18 protein-coding genes and 2 pseudogenes are annotated in these 22768 nt (G+C 65.8%); 10 read left to right on the top strand and 10 right to left on the bottom strand.

What is annotated here, in order from left to right:
• Positions 1–22 precede the first annotated feature (22 nt).
• Positions 23–1132 (bottom strand): phosphate ABC transporter substrate-binding protein PstS, encoded by a 1110-nt coding sequence (gene pstS / locus H7K34_RS08870; protein WP_264061489.1) that lies wholly within the window; start codon positions 1130–1132, stop codon positions 23–25.
• A gap of 240 nt (positions 1133–1372) precedes the next feature.
• Here pstS (H7K34_RS08870) and H7K34_RS08865 point away from each other — a divergent pair, with 240 nt between their 5' ends.
• The 8 genes and pseudogenes from H7K34_RS08865 (at position 1373) to H7K34_RS08830 (ending at position 11104) form a co-directional block, all read left to right on the top strand.
• On the top strand, positions 1373–2167 hold the full coding sequence (locus H7K34_RS08865) for an ATP-binding cassette domain-containing protein (RefSeq protein WP_264061589.1): 795 nt from the start codon (positions 1373–1375) through the stop codon (positions 2165–2167).
• Positions 2168–2189: 22 nt separating this feature from the next.
• Positions 2190–3317, top strand: a complete 1128-nt coding sequence (gene pstS, locus H7K34_RS08860) for a phosphate ABC transporter substrate-binding protein PstS (RefSeq protein ID WP_264061488.1) — start codon at positions 2190–2192, stop codon at positions 3315–3317.
• Positions 3318–3379: 62 nt separating this feature from the next.
• Positions 3380–4516, top strand: coding sequence for a phosphate ABC transporter substrate-binding protein PstS (pstS, locus tag H7K34_RS08855; protein WP_264061487.1), 1137 nt, complete (start codon positions 3380–3382; stop codon positions 4514–4516).
• A 14-nt stretch (positions 4517–4530) separates the two neighbouring features.
• A complete protein-coding gene (pstC, locus tag H7K34_RS08850; RefSeq protein ID WP_264061587.1) occupies positions 4531–5544 on the top strand; it encodes a phosphate ABC transporter permease subunit PstC in 1014 nt (337 codons plus the stop codon).
• Between the two features lies 1 nt (position 5545).
• Positions 5546–6394 carry a phosphate ABC transporter permease PstA gene (pstA, locus tag H7K34_RS08845; RefSeq protein ID WP_264061486.1) on the top strand — a complete coding sequence of 283 codons (849 nt, stop codon included), beginning with the start codon at positions 5546–5548 and terminating at the stop codon, positions 6392–6394.
• A gap of 70 nt (positions 6395–6464) precedes the next feature.
• Complete coding sequence (locus H7K34_RS08840; protein WP_264061484.1) at positions 6465–7379, top strand: class I SAM-dependent methyltransferase; 915 nt, start codon at positions 6465–6467, stop codon at positions 7377–7379.
• A gap of 15 nt (positions 7380–7394) precedes the next feature.
• A pseudogene (locus tag H7K34_RS08835) lies at positions 7395–8582 on the top strand (CoA transferase).
• A 273-nt stretch (positions 8583–8855) separates the two neighbouring features.
• A pseudogene (locus H7K34_RS08830) lies at positions 8856–11104 on the top strand (SulP family inorganic anion transporter).
• Positions 11105–11111: 7 nt separating this feature from the next.
• Here H7K34_RS08830 and H7K34_RS08825 read toward each other — a convergent pair.
• The 6 genes from H7K34_RS08825 to H7K34_RS08800 all read right to left on the bottom strand — a co-directional run bounded on the left by H7K34_RS08825 (position 11112) and on the right by H7K34_RS08800 (position 17404).
• Positions 11112–11558 carry a response regulator gene (locus H7K34_RS08825; RefSeq protein ID WP_264061483.1) on the bottom strand — a complete coding sequence of 149 codons (447 nt, stop codon included), beginning with the start codon at positions 11556–11558 and terminating at the stop codon, positions 11112–11114.
• Positions 11555–13141 (bottom strand): sensor histidine kinase, encoded by a 1587-nt coding sequence (locus tag H7K34_RS08820; protein WP_264061481.1) that lies wholly within the window; start codon positions 13139–13141, stop codon positions 11555–11557. The genes H7K34_RS08825 and H7K34_RS08820 overlap by 4 nt, the downstream gene beginning before the upstream one ends.
• A complete protein-coding gene (locus H7K34_RS08815) occupies positions 13135–14322 on the bottom strand; it encodes a PP2C family protein-serine/threonine phosphatase (protein WP_264061479.1) in 1188 nt (395 codons plus the stop codon). Before H7K34_RS08815 ends, H7K34_RS08820 begins: the two co-directional genes overlap by 7 nt.
• A 150-nt stretch (positions 14323–14472) precedes the next feature.
• The gene (locus H7K34_RS08810) at positions 14473–15642 is read right to left on the bottom strand and encodes an acyl-CoA dehydrogenase (RefSeq protein WP_264061477.1); all 1170 of its coding nucleotides are present in this window, start codon (positions 15640–15642) and stop codon (positions 14473–14475) included.
• A 23-nt stretch (positions 15643–15665) separates the two neighbouring features.
• Positions 15666–16181, bottom strand: a complete 516-nt coding sequence (gene purE, locus H7K34_RS08805; protein ID WP_264061475.1) for a 5-(carboxyamino)imidazole ribonucleotide mutase — start codon at positions 16179–16181, stop codon at positions 15666–15668.
• Positions 16178–17404: a 5-(carboxyamino)imidazole ribonucleotide synthase gene (locus H7K34_RS08800; protein WP_264061473.1), complete on the bottom strand. Its 1227-nt coding sequence runs from the start codon at positions 17402–17404 to the stop codon at positions 16178–16180. Before H7K34_RS08800 ends, purE begins: the two co-directional genes overlap by 4 nt.
• Before the next feature lie 109 nt (positions 17405–17513).
• Between H7K34_RS08800 and H7K34_RS08795 the strand changes: the two genes are divergently transcribed.
• Positions 17514–18173, top strand: a complete 660-nt coding sequence (locus tag H7K34_RS08795) for a GtrA family protein (protein WP_108921243.1) — start codon at positions 17514–17516, stop codon at positions 18171–18173.
• Here H7K34_RS08795 and H7K34_RS08790 read toward each other — a convergent pair.
• Genes H7K34_RS08790 through H7K34_RS08780 form a run of 3 tightly spaced genes read right to left on the bottom strand, consistent with a single transcriptional unit; the run spans position 18128 to position 21078 of the window.
• Positions 18128–18646: a PH domain-containing protein gene (locus H7K34_RS08790; RefSeq protein ID WP_108921244.1), complete on the bottom strand. Its 519-nt coding sequence runs from the start codon at positions 18644–18646 to the stop codon at positions 18128–18130. The two genes, H7K34_RS08795 and H7K34_RS08790, sit on opposite strands and share 46 nt — an antisense overlap.
• 9 nt (positions 18647–18655) lie before the next feature.
• Positions 18656–19483 (bottom strand): biotin--[acetyl-CoA-carboxylase] ligase, encoded by an 828-nt coding sequence (locus H7K34_RS08785; protein ID WP_264061467.1) that lies wholly within the window; start codon positions 19481–19483, stop codon positions 18656–18658.
• Between the two features lie 26 nt (positions 19484–19509).
• Positions 19510–21078 (bottom strand): FAD-binding protein, encoded by a 1569-nt coding sequence (locus H7K34_RS08780; protein WP_264061465.1) that lies wholly within the window; start codon positions 21076–21078, stop codon positions 19510–19512.
• 35 nt (positions 21079–21113) lie between these two features.
• Here H7K34_RS08780 and H7K34_RS08775 point away from each other — a divergent pair, with 35 nt between their 5' ends.
• On the top strand, positions 21114–22751 hold the full coding sequence (locus tag H7K34_RS08775; RefSeq protein WP_264061464.1) for an acyl-CoA carboxylase subunit beta: 1638 nt from the start codon (positions 21114–21116) through the stop codon (positions 22749–22751).
• The last annotated feature ends 17 nt before the right edge of the window (positions 22752–22768 follow it).

The following is a 22768-nucleotide window of genomic DNA, read 5'->3' as shown; positions in this document are numbered from 1 at the left end:
CGTCGGCACTCCTTTCGCCTGCTCACGCGATTGCATCTACGGCCGCCGCCAGCTTTGCCTGGAACGAGCCGGGTAGCGGAATCGATCCGTACTGCACCAGCCCATCTTGGCCCGGGCCGATTGCGGCCTGCATAAACGCCTTCACCGCCGTCCCAGTCGCGGCATCCGGGTACTTCGAGCAGACGATCTCGTAGGTCGCCAGCACTATCGGATACGCGCCGGCCTGGGTCGGCTTGTAGAACGACGACGTGTCCAGGACCAGGTCGTTGCCTTGCCCCTGGACTCTGGCGCCTGCAATGGTCTTGCCGACCGAGTCCGCAGTGATCGACACCGGGGTCGGATCCGCCGACGTGATGATCTGAGCCATGTGCAGCTGCTTGCCCACCGCGAATGACCACTCGTTGTAGGTGATCGACCCGTCGGTGTTCTGCAGCAACGCCGACGTGCCGTTGTTGCCGCTGGCGCCGTCTCCGACGCCGCCGCTGAACTTCTCGTCGGTCCCCTTGCCCCAGGCGCCGTTGCTCGCGCCGTCGAGGTACTTCTGGAAGTTGGCCGTTGTCCCAGATTTGTCGCTGCGGAACACGACATGGATGGGCGTCGACGGGAAGGCGGCGCCGCCGTTGATCGCCTTGATCGCCGGGTCATCCCACCTGGTGATGGTGCCGTTGAAGATCTTCGCCGCGGTGGGCCCATCGAGGTTCAACGAGTCGATGCCGTTGACGTTGTAGGTGACGGCGATCGGACCGAAGACCGTCGGCAGGTCCCAGGCCGGGGAACCGCACCGGGCCGCCGCCCGGTCTGGCTGACCCGTCGATGGGTCCAACGGAACGTCGGAGCCGGCCAGGTCGGTGACGTTGTTCGAAAACTCCTCGACCCCGCTACCGGACCCATTCGCGTTGTAGTCCAGCGTGTAGCCCTGGCACGCGCGAACGTATGCGTAGACGAACTGCTCCATGGCGTTCTCTTGCGCGGTTGAACCGCTGGCGTGCAGCACCTTCTTGCCGCCGCAGTTCACCGGCGCCGCCTTGGCACTCGACGGAGCCGAGTTGTTGTCGTGGCCGCCGCACCCCGATAGCACCAGCCCGCTGGCGGCCAGCAGGGTCAGTGCCGCGCCAGCTCGGGTCAACCTCAAGAAGCACCTCAGTTCAGTCGGGCCACGCGCGCGCTCAACGCGAGAGCGTCGACGACGTGCACATTAACTAATCGTGAATATACAAAACCGCGCGGAGATGGGCGGCTGATTAACAATGCCTTGGAGCCGGCTGAGACTGGGAGCGATTTTCCTCACAGACAGCACAGAATGCGGCAGTAGCATCGTGCCGTGATCGGCCACCAGCAACTCAACGCCGGCACCGGTTGCGCCGGTTCCGCGATGGCAGCCGTGGACCTGACCTTAGGCTTCGGCGCCAAAACCGTTCTCGAGAGGGTGAGCCTCGACTTTCCGGCGCACGCCGTCACGTCGCTGCTGGGACCGACCGGTTCTGGTAAGACGACCTTCCTGCGGACCCTGAATCGGATGAACGACAAAGTGTCCGGTTTCCGGCACGCCGGCGAGGTGCTGTTGGGCGGTCGCAGCGTATTCAAATACCGCGATTTGATGGAACTCCGCCGCAGTGTCGGCATGCTGTTCCAGCGTCCCAACCCGTTCCCGATGTCGATCATCGACAACGTGGTCGCGGGCGTGCGTGCCCACAAGATGGCGCCGCGCAAGGAGTTCAAAAGCGTCGCCGAGGCTCGCCTCACCGAGGTCGGCCTCTGGGACGCAGTCAAGGATCGGCTGGGTGATTCGCCGTTCCGGCTCTCCGGTGGCCAGCAGCAGTTGCTGTGCCTGGCCCGTGCGCTCGCGGTCGACCCGCAGGTGCTGCTGCTCGACGAGCCCACGTCCTCGCTGGACCCGACCACGACCGAAAAGGTCGAGGAACTCATTCGATCGCTCGCCGACCGGCTGACCGTGATCATGGTGACCCACGATCTCGCCCAGGCCGCCCGCACCAGCGACCGGACCGCCTTCTTCTTCGAGGGCAGGCTCGTCGAGGAGGGGCCCACCGAGCAGCTGTTCCTCGCGCCTCAGCACGAAGAAACCGTCCGCTACTTCGCCCCGTTTCGCCCCGCCAACGACTCCTCGATGGCGGCCGGGACTGACAAGGTAGGGGCGACCGACGGCTAGGGGCGCAAGGACGGCCCGCCGGATGAAGGGGGCACCGCCAAGCGAGGACACCAAGTCCCGCTCGGCGATGCTGCTGGCCCTGATAGCCGCGGCACCGCTGGCCCTGGTGGCCGCGGCCTGCGGTTCGCCGAATCCAGCGTCGACCGCAGGCAGTGTCGCCCCTGCGCCGTCCCAGGTCGAACTTTCCGAGACCGGCAGCACGCTGCTCTACCCGCTGTTCAGCGAGTGGGGTCCGGCGTATCACCAGAAGTTCCCGAATGTCACCGTCACCACCCAGGGCAGTGGTTCGGGGGCCGGAATCTCCCAGGCCGCAACCGGAGCGGTGAACATCGGCGCCTCCGATGCCTACCTGTCCGCGGGCGACATGGCCGCACACCGGGGGCTAATGAACATCGCGCTGGCCATTTCCGCGCAGCAGGTCAACTACAACCTCCCCGGCGTGCACCAACACCTGCGGCTCAACGGCAAGGTGCTGGCCGCCATGTATCGGGGCACGATCAAGACCTGGCACGACCCGCAGATCGCCGCCATCAATCCCGGCTTGCAACTACCGGACACCCCGGTGGTTCCGCTGCACCGCTCCGACGGGTCGGGCAGCACGTTTCAGTTCACCCAGTACCTGTCCAAGCAGGACCCCGACGGCTGGGGCCGCTCGCCCGGTTTCGGCACCACGGTCGACTTCCCGGCGGTGCCCGGCGCGCTCGGCGAGAATGGCGATGGCGCCATGGTGACCGGCTGCGCGGCGAACCCCGGCTGTGTCGCCTACACCAGCGTCGGCTCGCTCGACGCCGCCGACCAGCAGGGCCTCGGCGAGGCCAAGCTGGGCAACGCCTCCGGCCAGTACCTGCTGCCCAAGGCCAAGACCATCCGGGCCGCGGCCACCGACTTCGCGTCGACGACACCGGCGAACCAGGCGATCTCGCTGGTCAACGGGCCGGCCACGGACGGGTACCCGATCATCAACTACGAGTACGCCATCGTCAACAGCACCCAGACCGACGGCGCCACCGCCCAGACGCTGCGGGCGTTTCTGCGCTGGGCGGTGACCGAGGGCAGTGCCCCCACATTCCTGGACAACATGCACTTCCAGCCCCTGCCGGATTCGGTGGTGCAGATGTCGGTCGCCCAGATCGCCAATATCAGCGGGTGAACAGCCAGGTGTCGTCCTCGTCGGGGCCACACCGTGAGTAACGCGAAGGAAAAGGTGAGACCGTGAAAATTCGTTTGAAGAAATTATTGGCCCTGGCGGCCACCGCGCCACTGGTGCTGGCCGCCGCTGCCTGCGGTTCGAACTCGTCGACTAGCTCGTCTGGTTCGTCGACCCCCGGCGCCAGCGCGGGCCCGGTCGCCACGACACCGGCGACATCGCCGGTGACACTGTCGGAAACCGGTAGCACGCTGTTGTATCCGTTGTTCAACCTGTGGGGCCCCGCCTATCACGACAAGTACTCGAACGTCACGATCACCACGCAGGGCACCGGTTCGGGAACCGGGATCTCCCAGTCCGCCGCGGGGGCGGTCAACATCGGCGCCTCCGATGCCTACCTGTCCGAGGGGGACATGGCCCAGCACAAGGGGCTGATGAACATCGCGTTGGCCATCTCGGCCCAGCAGATCAACTACAACCTCCCCGGCGTCACCGAACACATCAAGCTCAACGGCAAGGTGCTGGCCGGCATGTACAACGGCTCCGTCAAGACGTGGAACGACCCACAGATCGCCGGCCTCAACCCAGGGGTGAATCTGCCCGCCACCCCCGTCGTTCCGCTGCACCGATCCGACGGTTCCGGTGACACCTTCTTGTTCACCCAGTACCTGTCCAAGCAAGACCCCGACGGCTGGGGCAAATCACCTGCCTTCGGCACCACCGTCGACTTCCCGGCCGTGCCGGGCGCGCTCGGTGAAAACGGTAACGGCGGCATGGTGACGGGCTGTGCGGACACCCCCGGCTGCGTGGCCTATATCGGCATCAGCTTCCTCGACCAGGCCCAGCAAAAGGGTCTCGGCGAGGCGCAACTGGCCAACGCCTCCGGTAAGTATCTGATGCCCGACGCGCAGAGCATCCAAGCCGCGGCCGCCGGCTTCGCGTCGACAACACCGGCGAACCAGGCAATCTCGCTGATCAACGGGCCGGCCGCCGACGGGTACCCGATCGTCAATTACGAGTACGCCATCGTCAACAGCGGCCAGAAGGACGCGGCCACCGCCCAGACCCTGCAAGCCTTCCTGCACTGGGCGATCACCGATGGCAACGGCGCCTCCTTCCTAGACAAGGTTCACTTCCAGCCACTGCCGGCCCCGGTGGTGAAGTTGTCGGACGCCCTGATCGCCAAGATCAGCGCCCAGTAGACGTGCGGCGCGCGCTGGACCGGATTCGCGGCGTGAGCCGCGCGGGTCTCGCGGTTCGTTCGCTCGGTGCGGCGGGTGCGGTGATACCGCTGCTGCTGCTCGCCTTCGTGCTGGCGACACTGCTCCTCGAGGCGCTGCCCGCGATCAGGGTCAACGGTTGGCATTTTTTCACCGCAACCGATTGGAATCCGGGCAACACGTATAGCGACGCCGTCGTCACGCACGGTGTCGCGCATCCCGCCGGCGCCTACTACGGCGCGCTGCCGCTGATCGTCGGGACCCTGGCGAGCTCGGCGGTCGCCTTGGTCATCGCCGTGCCGGTCTCCATCGGCGCGGCGCTGGTGATCGTCGAGCGGTTACCCAGGCATCTCGCGTCGGCCATCGGAATGGTGCTCGAACTGCTCGCCGGAATTCCCAGCGTCATCGTCGGCCTTTGGGGCGCAATGACATTCGGGCCGTTCATTGCCCACCACGTCGCCCCGGCGATCGCCCGCAACGCGCCCGACGTGCCGGTGCTCGACTACTTCCGCGGAAATACCGGTAACGGCGAGGGCCTGTTGGTGTCCGGCCTGGTGCTGGCGGTGATGGTCATTCCCATCATCGCCAGCACCACCCGGGATCTGATCCGACAGGTACCGGTGCTGCCGCGCGAGGGTGCCGTCGCCCTGGGCATGACCGATTGGGAGTGCGCGCGCCGGGTCACGCTGCCGTGGGTGTCCAGTGGCATCGTCGGCGCCGTGGTGCTAGGCCTGGGCCGCGCGCTGGGAGAGACGATGGCCGTGGCCATGGTGTCGGGTGCGGTGTTGGGCGCGATGCCCACCAGCATCTATTCGACGATGACAACCATCGCCGCAACCGTTGTATCACAACTGGATTCGGCGATGACCGACTTCACGGACTTCGCGGTGAAGACCCTCGCCGAGGCCTCCCTGGTGCTGATGGTGATCACCCTGCTGACAAACGTGGCGGCTCGCTCACTGGTGCGCAGGGTGTCGGGTACCGCGCTACCCGTGGGACGGGGGGTGTGAGGTGAGCGCAACCAGGCGCAAGGTCGCCAACGCGCTGTTCTGGATCGCGTGCGTGTGCTGTTTGGCGGTGGTCGTCGTGCCCACGCTGTGGATGCTGATCGAAGTCGTCGGCCGTGCCTTGCCGGTATTCCACTGGCGGGTGCTGGTGACGAACACCCGCGGCAACGGCGGCGGCCTGCGCAACGCGATCATCGGCACCGTGGTGGTCGGTGTCGGCGTGATGCTGGTCGGCGGCTCGGTCAGCGTGTTGACCGGGATCTATCTGTCTGAATTCGCCCGCGGCAGAACGCGATCGATTCTGCGCGGCGCCTACGAGATGCTGTCCGGCGTCCCGTCCATCGTGCTTGGCTACGTCGGCTATCTAGCGCTCGTGGTGACGTTCCACTGGGGATTTTCCCTGGCGGCCGGGGTGCTGACGCTGTCGGCGATGAGCATTCCCTACATCGCCAAAGCCACCGAATCCGCACTATCTCAGGTGCCGACGTCCTACCGCGAGGGAGCCGAAGCGCTCGGGTTGCCGCTCGGTTGGACGCTGCGCAAGATCGTGCTCAAGTCGGCAATCCCCGGAATCGTCACCGGTCTGCTGGTAGCACTCGCGCTGGCGGTCGGCGAGACGGCGCCGATGCTGTACACGGCCGGCTGGTCGAATTCCGCGCCGACCGGAAAGCTCACCGACTCACCGGTCGGCTATCTGACCTACCCGATCTGGACGTTCTACAACCTGCCGTCAAAGGCGGCTCGTGACCTGTCCTACGACGCGGCGTTCCTGCTGATCGTATTCGTGCTACTGCTAATCGTCGTCGGTAGGATGATCACCTGGTTCGCCCGGCGGCATTCCGAATCACGTTGAGCCGGTTCAGGATCCCCTGGCGCATGGGCGGCTAAGACCGGTCAAGACCGTATCGTTATTCTGTCTAACCATGGCACGCAGCGAGAACGACACCTGGGACCTGGCCACCAGCGTCGGAGCCACCGCCACGATGGTGGCCGCCGGACGAGCCCGCGCCACCAAGGACAAGCTGATCGACGACCCGTTCGCCGAGCCACTGGTCCGCGCCGTGGGCGTCGACTTCTTCACCCGGTGGGCCAACGGCGAAATCAGCGCGGCCGACGTCGACGAACCCGAAGCGCCGTGGGGCATGCAACGCATGACCGACCTGCTGGCGGCGCGCACTCGCTATATCGACGCGTTCTTCGCCGACACCGCGACCGCGGGCATTCGCCAGGTCGTCATCCTGGCCGCCGGCCTGGACGCACGCGGCTATCGACTCCCGTGGGCGCCGGGGACCACGGTGTTCGAGATCGACCAGCCCGAAGTCATCGAGTTCAAGACCGCGACGATCGAAGCGCTCGGCGCCAAGCCCACCGCGCAGATCCGGGCCGTCGCGGTCGACCTGCGCGACGATTGGCCGACGGCGCTCAAGCAAGCCGGGTTCGACACCGACCAACCTGCCGCCTGGGCCGCCGAAGGCCTACTCGGCTTCTTGCCGCCCGAGGCCCAAGACCGCCTACTGGACAGCATCACCGCGCTGTCCGCCGACGGCAGCCGGCTGGTGGCCGAAATCTTTATCAATACCGGCTGCAACCAGAACGCCCTGGACGGCGCCACCCAGCGGTGGCGGGAAAACGGACTCGACGTCGCACTCGTCGATCTGGGCTTTCCCGGGGAGCGCAACGATGCGGCCACCTACCTAAGCAACCTTGGCTGGCAGCCGGCAAACACTGAGCTGAATCAGTTGTTGGCGGACAACGGATTACCGCTGCAGCCCGACGGCGAAGACGCGGCGTTCGCCAAGAACTACTACTGCACCGCAGTTTTGCACAAGGCAGGGTAAAAGGAAGGCTCCACGATGCCAAACAGCCAGCCGGCCAAGCCACTTGACGGTTACCGGGTTCTCGATTTCACGCAGAACATCGCCGGGCCGCTGGCTGGACAGATCATGGCCGACCTCGGCGCCGAAGTCATCAAGGTCGAGGCACCCGGTGGCGAGGCGGCCCGGCACATCGTCGCGGTGCTGCCCGGGCGACCACCGCTGCCTACGCTGTTCTGGCCGCACAACCGGGGCAAGAAATCGGTGGCGGTGGACCTGACCGACGACGAAGCCAAACAGCAGATACTGCGCCTGGTCGACACCGCAGACGTCGTGCTGGAGGGCTTTCGCCCCGGAGTAATGGAACGTATGGGACTGGGCCCCAACGAGTTACGCGTCCGCAACCCCAAGCTGATCTACGCGCGCCTGTCCGCGTACGGCGGCAACGGTCCGGAAGGCAGCAGGCCGGGCGTCGACCTGATGGTTGCCGCCGAGTCGGGCATGACCACCGGAATGCCCACACCGAGCGGCAAGCCGCAGATCATTCCGTTCCAGCTCGTCGACGCCGCCAGCGGCCACGTGCTGGCCCAGGCGGTGCTGGCCGCGCTGCTGCACCGCGAGCGCCACGGCGTGGCCGACGTGGTGCGCGTCGCGATGTACGACGTCGCGGTGGGCCTGCAGGCCAGCCAACTCACCATTCATCTGAACAAGCCCAGCGAGCAGCCCACGCCGAAGCCGGACGCGGCACCAACTACCAAGAAGCGCAAGGGTGTTGGCTTTGCCACCCAGCCATCGGATGCCTTTAAGGCCGCCGACGGGTACCTGGTGATCAGCGCGTACGTGCCCAAGCACTGGGCCAAGCTGTGCGAGATCATCGGCCGGCCCGACATGCGCGACGACGAACGGTTCATCGACCAGCGTTCCCGCGCGGTGAATTACCACGAGTTGACCGAGGAGCTCGAGTCGGCGCTGGCCGCCAAGACCGCCGCCGAATGGGTTGGGCTGCTGCAAGAAGGTGGCTTGATGGCTTGCCTTGCCTAAACCTGGAAGCAGGTGGTCGGCACCCCGCTGTTCACCGAGAACGAACTCGCTCTCACGGTCGGCAGTGGTGCCGATGAAATCACGGTGATCCGCACGCCGGCGCGCTACTCCAGCTTCGACGCGGCGGCCGCCGATCCGCCGCCGGCTCCCGGCCAGCACAACGACACGTTCCTGGCCGAGTCCTGATTTATTGCATGGACATTCTTTGAATTGCCCATGAAAGAGCCGGTTGTCAACGCCGGTGTAGCTGGCTTTCTTTGAGTTGTCGATGAGTTAGTGGCCGTATATCGAGGCAATCGGGCAATCGGAGAAAGGTTCCTCATACGAACTACCCGCAGGCGGCGCAATGTCTTGCCGTTCGCTGATTTGAGCTGTCTTGGCGCCAGCACCGCGTACGCTCGCATTGACACACGACGTTCTACCGGTCATAAAGAGTCGTCAAGCCGGAGGAGTCGACTTATGAACGCGCCTAGCAGCAATATCGGGGAAACGGCCAAATCCGGGTCGTTTCTGCAGAATCTGCGCCACGACGTTCCCGCCTCGCTTGTCGTATTCCTTGTGGCGCTGCCACTTTCGCTGGGCATCGCGATCGCCTCCGGGGCCCACTGGCCGCCGGTTTGATCGCTGCCGTGGTTGGCGGCATCGTCGCCGGCGCACTCGGCGGGTCCTCGGTTCAGGTCAGTGGCCCGGCTGCCGGTCTTACGGTCGTGGTCGCCGGGCTGATCGACGATCTGGGCTTTCCGATGTTGTGCCTGATGACCATTGCCGCGGGTGCACTGCAGATCGGGTTCGGTCTGAGCCGGATGGCCCGCGCCGCGTTGGCAATTGCTCCAGTGGTCGTGCACGCGATGCTGGCGGGTATCGGTATCACGATCATGTTGCAGCAGGTTCACGTTCTGATGGGTGGATCGTCACATAGTTCGGCATGGCAGAACCTCGTCGCACTGCCCAATGGCATCCTTCATCACGAACTGCACGAAGTGATCACCGGCGGAACGGTCATCGTCATCTTGCTGCTGTGGTCACGGCTACCTGCCAAGGTCCGGATGATTCCCGCCCCGCTGGTCGCCATCGTGGCGGCGACTGCCCTGGCCACCGCGGCAGGACTGGATGCCGATCGAATCTCCTTGTCGGGCAACTTCTTCGACGCCCTCAACCTGCCCCATATCTCTGGAGCAACCCCGAAGGGCAGGCCATGGATCGACGAGACCAACGACATCGTCGTCGGCATCCTCACGATCGCGCTGATCGCCAGCGTCGAATCCCTGTTGTGCGCAGTCGGTGTCGACAAGCTGCACGACGGCCCCCGTACCAACTTCGACAAGGAGATCATCGGTCAGGGCACCGCAAACGTGGTGTCCGGATTGCTGGGTGGGCTGCCCATCACCGGTGTCATCGTGCGCAGTTCGGTCAACGTGGCCGCCGGCGGGCGCACCCGGATGTCAGCGGTGCTGCACGGTGTATGGATTCTGCTGTTTGCCTCGCTGTTCACCGAACTCGTCGAACTCATCCCCAAGGCCGCCCTGGCCGGCCTGCTGATTGTGATCGGCGCCCAGCTGATCAAGCTGGCTCACATCAAACTCGCCTGGCGGACAGGAAATTTCGCGGTCTACGCCATCACGATTTTGTCAGTGGTCTTTCTCAACCTGCTCGAAGGTGTAGCCATTGGACTGGCGGTCGCGATCGGCTTCCTGCTGATCCGGGTGACGCGCGCCCCCGTCTCGGTGCAGCCGGTTGGCGGCGAGGAGTCCAAGCAGTGGCGGATCGATATTGACGGCACGCTGAGCTTTTTGCTGCTGCCCCGATTGACCAAAGCGCTCGCCTCGGTGCCCCAGGGATCCGAGGTAACCCTGAACCTCAACGCGGACTACATCGACGACTCCGTTTCCGAAACGATCGAGGATTGGCAGCGCGGCTACCAGGCGCGGGGAGGAGTCGTGGCCATCCTCGAGACGACGCCCGCGACGCTGCACAACGCGCACGCCAGTCCACCGAAGCGTCACTTCGCCTCGGACCCGATTGGACTGGTGCCGTGGCGGTCGGCGCGTGCCCATCACCAAAACAATGGCGACGCTTCCATTCTCGATCGCGTCGATGAGTACCATCGCAACGGATCCGCGGTGTTACATCAGCACATTTCCGGGCTCAAGGGTTCACACGACCCGTATGCGCTATTCCTGACCTGCGCCGACTCACGTATCCTCCCCAACGTCATCACCGCGAGCGGCCCCGGCGACCTCTACACCGTGCGCAACTTCGGCAATCTGGTGCCGACCGGCGGGGGCGACCGATCGGTGGACGCCGCACTCGAATTCGCCGTCGACCAACTCGGCGTGCGTTCGGTTGTCATCTGCGGACATTCGTCATGCGCCGCCATGAAGGTGCTCCTCGACCAGAGCTCCGAACCAGCCACCACACCGATGGGCCAGTGGCTCGAATATGCGAACGAGAGTCGCGACGCCTTCCAGGATCACCATCCGGCACGCAGGACCGCGGAATCCGTCGCCTACCCGGAGGTCGACCAGCTGAGCATCGTGGCCGTCATCCAGCTGGAAAGGCTGACCGGCCACCCGGTCCTGGCACCCGCGATCGCTTCCGGTGATGTGCAGGTGGTCGGCATCTTCTTCGACATCGGAACCACCCGGGTGTACGAAGTGACACCCCGCGGCATCGTGTGCCCCGAGGAGCCAGTCAGGCCACCAGCTTGACCGAGACCTAGCCGTCCACACCCGGAAGGCGGACGACCTGAAGGAAGAATTCGTCGATCTGGCGCACCGCGTTGATGAATTGGTCGAGGTCGACGGGCTTGGTGACGTAGGCATTGGCGTGCAGCTTGTAGCTGCGCAGGATGTCTTCCTCTGCCGAGGAGGTGGTGAGCACCACGATCGGGATGCCAGCAAGGTCGGCGTCGGACTTCACCTTTTCCAGTAGCTGGCGACCGTCGTACTTCGGCAGGTTCAGATCCAGCAGGATCAGATCCGGCCGCGGCGCGCCCTCGAACTGACCGCGCCGGTAGAGAAAGTCCAGGCCCTCTTCCCCGTCGTGCGCGACATGCAGCCGATTTTGGAACTTGTTGTGCTCCAAGGCTTCTTTCGTGATGAGCTCATCTCCGGGGTCGTCCTCGACAAGCAGGATCTCGATCGCTCGGCCGGCTGGTGTCATTGGCGCGCTCCTTCCAAGGCGGTTGAGCGTTCTGCGTCCGCGGGAACGGGAAGCGTGAACTCGAACCGGGTTCCGTCAACATAGGTCGTGTCGATCGCGACGGTGCCGTCGTGATATTCGACGATCTTTTTCACCAGCGCCAGGCCAACACCCGTTCCCGGGTAGACCTCGCGGCCGTGCAGCCGCTGGAAGATGACGAAGACCTTTTCGGTGAACTCCTCGGCAATGCCGATTCCGTTGTCCGACACGGTAAGTAACCACTGGTGAGTATCGGGGCGCAGTTCGCAATCGATGACGACCCGGGGCGATCGATCAATGTGCCGGAACTTGATCGCATTGCCAATCAGGTTCTGCCACAACATCGTCAGCAGTGTCGGATCCCCGACGATCCGCGGTAGTGGCTGGCCAGGGCGCACGATCTCGGTGTTGGACTCCTCGATCGCGACACCAAGGTTGGCCACGGCCGCATCCAGCGTCGCGTCCAGATCGACCTCTGTCTGCTTGGCGCCCACCCGGCCGACCCTCGAGAAACTCAGCAGGTCGTTGATCAGTACCTGCATCCGTTTGGCGCCGTCGACCGCATAGTTGATGTATTCGATGCCGCGCTCGTCGAGCTGGTCGCCGTATCGTTTCTCCAGCAACTGACAGAACGAAGCGACCTTGCGCAGCGGCTCCTGCAGATCGTGTGAAGCGACATAGGCGAACTGCTCGAGTTCGGCGTTGGAGCGTTTCAATTCGATTGCCTGCTCGTCCAATCGCGCCTCCGCCGCGCGCGAGTTGTCGAGCGCCGAAACGATCCGCTGCCGCATGTTCTCGACGTCGATCGCCATGTCCCGAATGTCCTTGGGCCGCGGCGGCGGCGAGATGGATTCGGTGAAACTACCCTCGGTGATTCGCCGGCAGGATGCGGCCAGCGCCGCGAGCGGAAGCGTGATGGCGGCGCGGGTCAGCAGGCCCAGCGTGACGGCGAGACCGAAGAACACCAGCACCACGGCGCCCAGCACCCAGTCCCGCCATGCGGTGATGTCCCTCAATTCGTCAGTCGCCTGCGCGGACGCTGCGGCGAAATCAGCATTCTGGGTATCGAAAAGTCCACGCAAATGGTCGAATTCGGCCTTCGCGCGATCGGCGACCCTAGCGTTTGCGACGCCCGGAGAGTTTGGTGTCACGTTCGCGATCAGCGGCTCGGCAGAGCTGGCCCGCCAGATGGCGGCCGCCCTCTCGATCGCGTCCAGATCATTGACCAGGTCCATGCGCTGACCGAGCAATCGCCGGATCTCTTCGGCCGCTGCATGTTCGGCGTGCTGCCCGTCGTAGTACGGCGTGAGGAACTGCCTATCGGCGGCGATTACGTAGCCTCGCACACCGGTCTCCTGGTCCCGCAACGATGCCTGCAGCTGGAACGCGGCCCGCCGCGCCGGCTGAATCTGCTCGCTGAGGCTGCGCGCCACGTCGTCGGTGCGATGCAGCAACACCCCGCCCGCGACCGCACCGGCGAGCACCAGCAAGCCCATGCTGAGCAGCACTACAAACAGCCAGCCTCGAACGGTGAGCTGAGCTCGCCAGTGCGAGTCGGTCAACATGTCGCCGTCCGCTCTACCCGGACCACGGCGATGTCATCGGTAAGTCCGCCGCGCGGCCCGGCGAGTTCCTCGGCGCCGTCGATCAGCGCGTCGACGAACGCCGGACCCTGCAAACCGTTGTGGGTACGCGCCAGTGCGAGCAAGCCGTCCTCCCCAAGTCGCTTGTTGCCGGTTCCGCAGTATCCCTCGAAGAGTCCGTCGGTGAGCAGCAACAGCCCCTGGCCCACCCGCAGTTCCAGTTCGTGCTGCGGCCAGTCGTCGGCACGCAGGCCCAGCGCCGGCCCGGCCGGCGGCTCGATCCAGTCCACCGTTCCGCCGCCTTGGCGCAACATACCCGGATGGCCGGCCCGGATCGAGCTGATGTGGCCGGTGTCGGGCGCAATCTCGAGGGACAGGACCGTCGCGAAGATCCCGGTGTCGGTGCGTTCGGCGCGCAGCACCCGGTCGAGTTGGTGCATTAATTCGGTGGCGCGTACGCCGGCGAATGTGAGTGCGCGCCAAGCGATCCGCAGCGCCGCGCCCAGCGCGGCCTCGTTGGGTCCGTGCCCGGCGACATCTCCGATCAACACATGCGCGACTCGGTCCGGGGTCTGCACGACGTCGTAGAAGTCGCCGCACAGCAGCGCGTCGGCACGGCTCGGCCGGTACCGGGTCACGATCTTGACACCCGGGTTGTCCAGCAGCATCGGCGAGGGCAGCAGGCCACGTTCCAGCAACGCGTTCTCGCGGGCTCGCAGCTGAGTCGCGTGCAGATCCGCGGCGATGATCTCGACGCGCTTGCGCTCGATGGCGTAAAGGAGCGCGCGGCGCAGCATGTCGGGTTCGACTCGGCCCTTGACCAGGTAATCCTGTGCCCCGGCCGCGACCGCGGAGGCGCCGAAGTACTCGTCGTTCAAACCGGTCAGCACCACGATCGGCACCGTCGCGTCGCGTTGGGTGATGCGGTCCAGCGCCTCGATGCCGCTGGCGTCGGGCAGGTGCAGGTCCAGTAGCACGCAGTCCGGCCGTGCGGAAGCCAGCTCGCGCTCGGCATGTGCCATCGACTGTGCCCAGGTCACGCGGGTGTCGTCGACCGCGTCGGCAATCAGATCTTCGACCAGTATCGCGTCGGCCCGGTCGTCCTCGACCAAAAGCAAAGACAGTGTCTGCCAGGTCGCCGCGGGGGTGACTGGGCTAAGCATCTCGCACCCCTTGCCGCCGTCGTGCCCTCGCTCACTCGGCGTTGCGCGTGGCCGCTACATCCCCGAACGGCCTGCGCTACGTGAGCTTAGTTGTAGCGCTCGATCCTATTAGGCGGGCTGATTTTCAAGCCAACGGGTACCGGAGAAAGGTCAGCGCAGCAACGCGCGCGACATCACCACGCGCTGAATCTGATTGGTGCCCTCGTAGATCTGGGTGATTTTGGCGTCACGCATCATCCGCTCGACGGGGAAGTCAATGGTGTAGCCGGCGCCGCCGAACAGCTGCACGGCGTCGGTGGTGACCTCCATCGCGACATCGGAGGCAAAGCATTTCGACGCCGCCGAGATGAATCCCAGATTCGACTCACCGCGTTCGGCCCGGGCGGCGGCGCTGTAGACCATCAGCCGGGCGGCTTCGACCTTCATCGCCATGTCGGCCAGCATGAACTGGACGCCCTGGAAGGTGCTGATCGACGAACCGAACTGCTTGCGGTCCTTGGTGTAGGCGATCGCGGCGTCCACCGCACCCTGCGCGATGCCCACGGCCTGCGCACCGATGGTGGGACGGGTGTGGTCCAACGTGGCCAGCGCCGTCTTGAAACCGGTACCGGGATCGCCGATGATGCGGTCACCGGGGATGCGGCAGTTCTCGAAGTACAACTCGGTGGTCGGTGAGCCCTTGATGCCCAGCTTGCGTTCCTTCGGACCGGCGGTGAAGCCCTCGTCGTCCTTGTGCACGATGAACGACGAGATGCCGTTGGCGCCCTTGTCGGGATCGGTCACCGCCATCACGGTGTACCAAGTCGACTTGCCGCCGTTGGTGATCCAGGCTTTGGTGCCGTTGAGGATCCAGTCGCCCCCGTCGGCCTTGGCGCGGGTGCGCATCGCCGCCGCGTCACTGCCGGCTTCGCGCTCGCTCAGGGCGTAGGACGCCATCGCGGAGCCGTCGGCGATCGACGGTAAAACCTGTTTCTTCAGTTCGTCGGAGCCGCGCAGGATCAGGCCCATGGTGCCGAGCTTGTTGACCGCCGGGATCAGCGAAGCCGACGTGTCGACCCGGGCGACCTCCTCGATGACGATGCAGGCCGCGACCGAGTCTGCGCCCTGGCCGCCGTACTCCTCGGGCACGTGCACCGCGTTGAAACCCGAGGCGTTCAGCGCGTCCAGCGCCTCCTGCGGGAAGCGGGCGTTTTCGTCCACATCGGCGGCGTGCGGAGCGATTTCCTTTTCCGCCAGCGCCCGAATCGCGGCCCGTAATTCCTGGTGTTCCTCCGGTAATTGGAACAAATCGAAGTCGGGGTGTCCGGCCCATGCAGCCATCGTGAGATCTCCTAGCCCTCTTGCTACTCGCCGGTAACTTTACCCTGGAGCTCCTGAAGCGCCGCATCCTTGGCCCGCACGCTGTCGGCCAGCTGTTCGGCGAACGCGACGATCCGGGCCCGCAGCGCCGGGTCGGAGGATCCGAGAATCCGCACCGCCAGCAAGCCGGCGTTACGGGCACCGCCGATGGAGACGGTGGCCACCGGAACACCGGCGGGCATCTGCACGATCGACAGCAGCGAGTCCATGCCGTCCAGCCGGGACAGCGGTACCGGCACCCCGATCACCGGCAGCGGCGTCATGGACGCGACCATGCCCGGCAGGTGGGCGGCTCCCCCGGCGCCCGCGATGATCACCTCAATACCGCGGTCGGCCGCGCTGCGGGCGTAGTCGAACATCGCGCCCGGGGTGCGATGCGCCGAGACCACCCGCACCTCGGCGGGAATACCGAACTCAGCCAGCGCCTCGACAGCATCCTGCATCACCGACCAGTCGCTGTCGCTGCCCATGATCACCCCGACGCGGGGGTCTTCACTCATTGGCGCCGCTCCTCATGTGGATCCCATCCGTCCGCCCACTGCCCAACTGACATCCAGTGTGCCGCCAGCTCGGCGCGTTCACGCAGCTTCGGCAAGTCCGCGACGGCGGCACCCAGGAAATTGATGTGCCCAACCTTGCGGCCCGGGCGCTCGGCCTTGCCGTACAGGTGCACCCGGGCGTCGGGCATCCGCGCGTAAAGGTGGTGCAACCGTTCGTCGACGGTCATCTCCGGCAGCTGCGCGGCGCCCAGCAGGTTGGCCATGACCGTCACCGGTGCGATCGCATCGGTATCGCCGAGCGGGTAATCCAGCACCGCGCGCAAGTGCTGTTCGAACTGGCTGGTGCGCGCCCCGTCCATGGTCCAGTGCCCGGAGTTGTGCGGCCGCATCGCGAGCTCGTTGACCAGCAGCGCTCCCTCGGTGGTCTCGAACAACTCGACGGCGAGCACACCGACCACACCCAGTTCGGCGGCCAGCCGCAGCGCCAGCTGCTGTGCAGCGGCGGCCATGTCCTCGGGCAGTTCCGGGGCGGGCGCGATCACCAGCACGCAGATGCCGTCGTCTTGCACTGTCTGGACCACCGGCCACGCCGCGCCCTGACCGAATGGGGAGCGGGCCACCAGCGCCGACAACTCGCGGCGCAGTTCCACCTTTTCCTCGAGCACCACCGGCACGCCGTCCGCCAGGTAGGCGCGGGTGATCTCGCGGGCCTGCGTCAGGTCGCGCGCGAGCTGCACGCCGCGCCCGTCGTAACCGCCGCGGGCCGCCTTCACTACGAGCGGACCGCCAATGCGGCGCGCGAAGTCGTCCACTTCATCGAGTGCCTCGACGGAATCCAGCCCCACATAACGCGGCACTGCGGCGCCCAGCGCCTCAAGCTTGCGGCGCATCACGAGCTTGTCCTGGGCGTGCACCAAAGCCTGCGGCGGCGGCGCCACGTTGACGCCCTCGGCGACCAGCTTCTCCAGCAGTTCGGTCGGGACGTGCTCATGGTCGAAAGTCAGGGCATCGGCGCCGGCGGCGACCCGGCGCAGATCTTCCAGATCGGTATGCGAACCGATCACCACATCCGGACTGACCTGGGCCGCAGGCTCGTCGGCGGAGGTGGCCAGCACTCGCAGGCTCTGGCCGAGTGCGATGGCGGCTTGGTGCGTCATCCGGGCTAGTTGGCCGCCGCCGACCATGGCGACCAACGGGATGCGTTTACTCGGCACGGGCATCATGGTGTCACGGCAGACAGTGTGCTGACCAAAGCGTGTTGACCGGCTGCAACGCGAAATCGTCAGGTTCCATTTTGCGCCGTTTTCGAGTCCGTCCGTACACTCACGTCTTGTGTCCTTTGCCGATGCCACGATCGCGCGCCTGCCTGCGGCCTTTCAGCCCTACGCACAGCGCCATCATGAATTCATCAAATTTGCCATCGTCGGGGGCACCACATTCATCATCGACTCGGCAATTTTCTACACCCTCAAGCTGACGATTCTGGAGACCAAGCCGGTCACGGCCAAGGTTATCGGCGGCATCGTCGCGGTCATCGCGTCCTATGTGCTGAACCGGGAGTGGAGCTTCCGTAACCGGGGCGGCCGCGAACGCCACCACGAGGCGCTGCTGTTCTTCGCGTTCAGTGGCGTGGGAGTGCTGCTCAGCATGGCGCCGCTGTGGGTCTCCAGCTACGTCCTGCAGCTGCGCGAGCCGATGGTGTCGCTGACCGTGGAAAACATCGCCGACTTCATCTCCGCCTACATCATCGGCAACCTGCTGCAGATGGCATTTCGCTTCTGGGCGTTCCGGCGCTGGGTGTTCCCCGACCAGTTCGCCCGCACCCCCGACAGGGTGCTGGAATCCGCGCTCACCGCGGGCGGGATCGCCGAGGTATTCGAGGACGAGGTCGAGTCGGGCAACGTCACGCTGCTGCGCGCGTGGCGCAACCGGGCGAGCCGGACTGCTCAGCTCGGTGACTCTTCGGAACCCAGGGTGTCGAAAACTTCGTGATATAGCAGCGCGTGCACCTCGCGCAGCCGCGGAATGTTGTAGAACTCCAACGGATCTTGTGACGCCGACTCGATAATCAGCGTCCCGGTGCGAAACGGACGCTCCCAAATCCTGTCCCGGAATTCGACGCTATTGATCCGCGCCAACGGGATATCGATGCCGCTGCGGGTCAGCAATCCGTGCCGATACATCACCCGGCGATTGGTGACGACGAAATGTGTGGTGAGCCAAGTCAAGAACGGCCACAGCGTCAGCCAGCCGACGATCACCAACCAGATTCCCCAGATCACGCCGTGGATGATGTTCTTGGTGGCCTGCTCCCAATGCGTGGAGTTGACGTACCCGGAACCGAACGCCGCCAGCCCGGTCACCAGGATGAAAGTCACGACGGGCCAAATCAATCGCTTCCAATGCGGATGGCGGTGTATGACGACCTGTTCGCCGGCGGCCAGGGCGTTATCGGGATAACTCATGTGTTGACATTAGCTCCGCAAATGCACGACGTCACCGGCGGAAACGACGACGGTCTCGTTACCGGTCTCCAGACAGAGCCGGCCGTGATCGTCGACAGCGCTGGCGGTCCCGACGATCTCCCTGCCGCCGGGCATCTGAGCGCGCACCCGGGTCCCGATGGTCAGGCTGCGCGCACGGTAGTCGGCCGCCAATTGCCAATCGGCCCCGCGCGCGGCCTGCCACGCGACGATCCGCCCGCTGAGCTCGCGCAACACCGCGCTGACCAAGGCGCCGCGGTCGGGCGCGGCCACGCCCAGGTCGAGCAGCGAGGTTGCCCCCGGCCCGTCCACCTTTTCGGGCTCCTGAGTTACGTTGAGCCCCAAGCCAATTACCACCACCGGCCGCGAGACCTCGGCGAGGATACCGGCCAGCTTGCCTTGGGAATCCCGGGAGCCGGCCAGCACATCGTTGGGCCACTTGAGGCCCAGTTCCACACCGGTGGATCCCAGCAGTGGAGCCACCGCATCGACCACCGCCACACCGGTGGCCAGCGGCAGCCAGCCCCACCCGGTGACCGGGACGTCGACGACGCTCACCGCGACCGACATGGTGATCTGCGCCCGCGGGGAAGCCGACCACGCGCGGTTGTGGCGTCCGCGGCCGGCGGTCTGATGCTCGGTGATCAGCACCGCCCCGGCGATGTCCTCGCCGGCCGCCGCACGGGCCAGCAGATCAGCGTTCGTGGAACCGGTCTGCTCGACGACATCGAGGTGCCGCCAACCCAATCCGGTCCCCACAAGCTCGTTGCGCAGTGCGGCCGCATCCAGTGCCGGCCTCAATGAGTCTCGATCCATCACCGTCCACCCTAGAGCGCCGGGATGCGTCAAAGGCGCCGGTCTCGCATGTCCATCACGGCCAGGTGGCTGAACAGCATGCTCGTCCCGATCGGGTTGCCCCCACCCGGATACGCCAGCCCGCTGGGTGCGGCCATCGTGTTGCCCGCCGCGTACAGGCCGGGGATGGGATTGCCCGAGGTGTCCAGCACCCGCGCCGCGGGGTCGGTGCGCAAGCCGCCCTTGGTGCCCAGATCAGACAGGCCGAACGCCGCGGCGTGATACGGCGGTGAGTCGATGGGGACCAGCGGAGACGCACCGGCGCAGAACGCACGATCGAATGCTTCGTCGCCCCGGCCGAAGTCTTCGTCGACGCCGCGGGCGGCAAAACCGTTGAACCGGGCCACGGTTGCCGCTAGCGCAGCGCCCGGCACCCCGATCTTGGCGGCCAGCTCTTCGAGCGTGTCCGCGGTGTGCCACAAGCCGGCGGCGACGTACTTCTCCGTCTCGACGATGCTGACGTTGGCCGCCTTCACCGGCGGCACCTCGCCTTCCCTGTCGTCGTAGATCATCCAGTACGGCAACGTGATTGACGCGTCTTGCAGCTGCGCGATGATCTCGCGACCGGCCCGGTCGTACGCCTGGGACTCGTTGACGAACCGGTTGCCGAACTGGTTCACGAAGATGCCGCCGGTGAACCACAGCGCGAACGCGGAGCGACCGTCGGGATGGGTCATGCCCGGTGACCACCACGCCTGATCCAGCAGGTCGGTGTCCGCGCCGGCCGCGACGCCGGCCTGCAGCGCCAGACCGCGACTTCCCGGGCCGCCCATGGTGTCTCGTGCCACGCCCGGCACGCCGTATTCGCGGCGCAACTCCTCGTTGGCTTCGAAGCCGCCGGCGGCCAGCAACACGCCGCGCCGGGTGCGGATCGCGCGGCGCTCGCCGGCGGTCTCGACGATCGCTCCCGTGACGGCCCCGTCGGACACCACCAGCTCGACCAGCGCAGTGTCACGCTGCAGCGACGCGGTCGGGTACTGCTCGATGGCCTTGAGGAATCGCGCGATCAGGGCTCGGCCACCGAGGTAGTAGTCGGACGGCGTTTCGGCACCGAGCCAATCGGTGTCCAGCGGCCCGCGGATCGCGTCGCGCAGCTCGGGAGCGGCGGCCACCTTCCAGGGTTTCGCGGCGATGTGGCGCTGACCGTCCAGGCGCGCCTTCGGTGCCTTGCCGTAGTAGTCGGGCCACGGCAACGGCACGAACTTCAGGATCGGGTCTTGTTCCAGGTACTCGATCAGCGGCGCGCCGCCGCGAACGAACGTTTCTTGGAGTTCGCGGGGGGTGCGGTCGCCAACCACTGCCTGGTAATAGGTGAGCGCGTCCTCGATGCTGTCGTCGGTGCCGGCCCGGACAAGCACCGGATTGCAGGGAAACCAGACGCCGCCGCCGCCGGAGTAAGCAGTCGTGCCACCGAATTTGCCGGTCGCCTCGACCAGCAGCACCTCGAGACCCTCGCGCGCCGCGGTGTACGCGCCGGTGACCCCGCCGCCTCCCGACCCCGCAACCAGTACGTCGCACTCGCGCGCCCAGTCAGCGGTTGCCAACGGGCGGGCGTCCATCAGCGGAGACTACCGCGCCGCTAAGCTCGACTCCCATGACGAGCGTTACCGACCACACTGCGGAACCCGCTGCCGAGCACACCATCGACATCCACACCACCGCGGGCAAGCTGGCCGAACTGCACAAGCGCAGGGAAGAGTCGCTGCACCCGGTCGGCGAAGAGGCCGTCGAGAAGGTGCACGCCAAGGGCAAGCTGACCGCCCGCGAGCGCATCCTGGCCCTGCTCGACGAGGATTCGTTCGTGGAGCTCGACGCCCTGGCCAAGCATCGCAGCACCAACTTCGGCCTGGAAGCCAACCGCCCGCTGGGCGACGGCGTGATCACCGGCTACGGCACCATCGACGGCCGCGACGTGTGCATCTTCAGCCAGGACGCCACCGTGTTCGGCGGCAGCCTCGGCGAGGTGTACGGCGAGAAGATCGTCAAGGTCCAGGAGCTGGCCATCAAAACCGGTCGTCCGCTGATCGGCATCAACGACGGCGCCGGCGCCCGGATCCAGGAGGGCGTCGTCTCGCTCGGCCTGTACAGCCGCATCTTCCGCAATAACATCCTGGCGTCGGGCGTCATCCCGCAGATTTCGCTGATCATGGGTGCCGCCGCCGGCGGGCACGTGTACTCCCCGGCCCTGACCGACTTCGTGGTGATGGTCGACCAGACCAGCCAGATGTTCATCACCGGACCCGACGTCATCAAGACGGTCACCGGCGAGGACGTCACGATGGAGGAGCTCGGTGGCGCCCACACCCACATGGCCAAATCGGGCACGTTGCACTACGTCGCCTCCGGTGAGCAGGACGCCTTCGACTGGGTCCGCGACCTGCTCGGCTACCTGCCGCCCAACAACTTCACCGACCCGCCGCGCTACGCGGTCCCGGCGCCGCAAGGTCCGATCGAAGAGAACCTCACCGACGAGGACCTCGAGCTGGACACCCTGATCCCGGACTCACCCAACCAGCCCTACGACATGCACGAGGTCATCACCCGGATCCTCGACGACGAATTTCTGGAAGTCCAGGGCGGTTACGCGCAGAACATCGTTGTCGGGTTCGGTCGCATCGACGGCCGGCCGGTCGGGATCGTGGCCAACCAGCCCACCCAATTCGCGGGCTGCCTGGACATCAACGCCTCGGAGAAAGCCGCCCGGTTCGTGCGGACCTGCGACTGCTTCAACATCCCGATCATCATGCTGGTGGACGTCCCGGGCTTCCTACCGGGCACCGGCCAGGAATACAACGGCATCATCCGGCGCGGCGCCAAGCTGCTGTACGCCTACGGCGAAGCGACCGTCCCCAAGATCACCGTCATCACCCGCAAGGCCTACGGCGGCGCCTACTGCGTGATGGGTTCCAAGGACATGGGCTGCGACGTCAACCTGGCCTGGCCTACCGCGCAGATCGCGGTGATGGGGGCCTCCGGTGCCGTCGGCTTCGTGTACCGCCAGCAGCTCAAGCAGGCCGCTTCCGAAGGCAAGGACGTCGATGAGCTGCGGCTGCAATTGCAGCAGGAGTACGAGGACACGTTGGTCAACCCGTACGTCGCCGCCGAACGCGGACACGTCGACTCGGTTATCCCGCCATCGCACACCCGCGGTTACATCGCCACGGCGCTGCGCCTGATGGAACGCAAGATCTCGCACCTGCCGCCGAAGAAGCACGGGAACATTCCATTGTGAGTCGAGTGAGCGGAACG

Source organism: Mycobacterium montefiorense, assembly GCF_025823255.1.
GTDB lineage: Bacteria > Actinomycetota > Actinomycetes > Mycobacteriales > Mycobacteriaceae > Mycobacterium > Mycobacterium montefiorense.
Note: the sequence above shows the minus strand (reverse complement) of the source record. Positions and strands in the feature narration are given on the sequence as shown.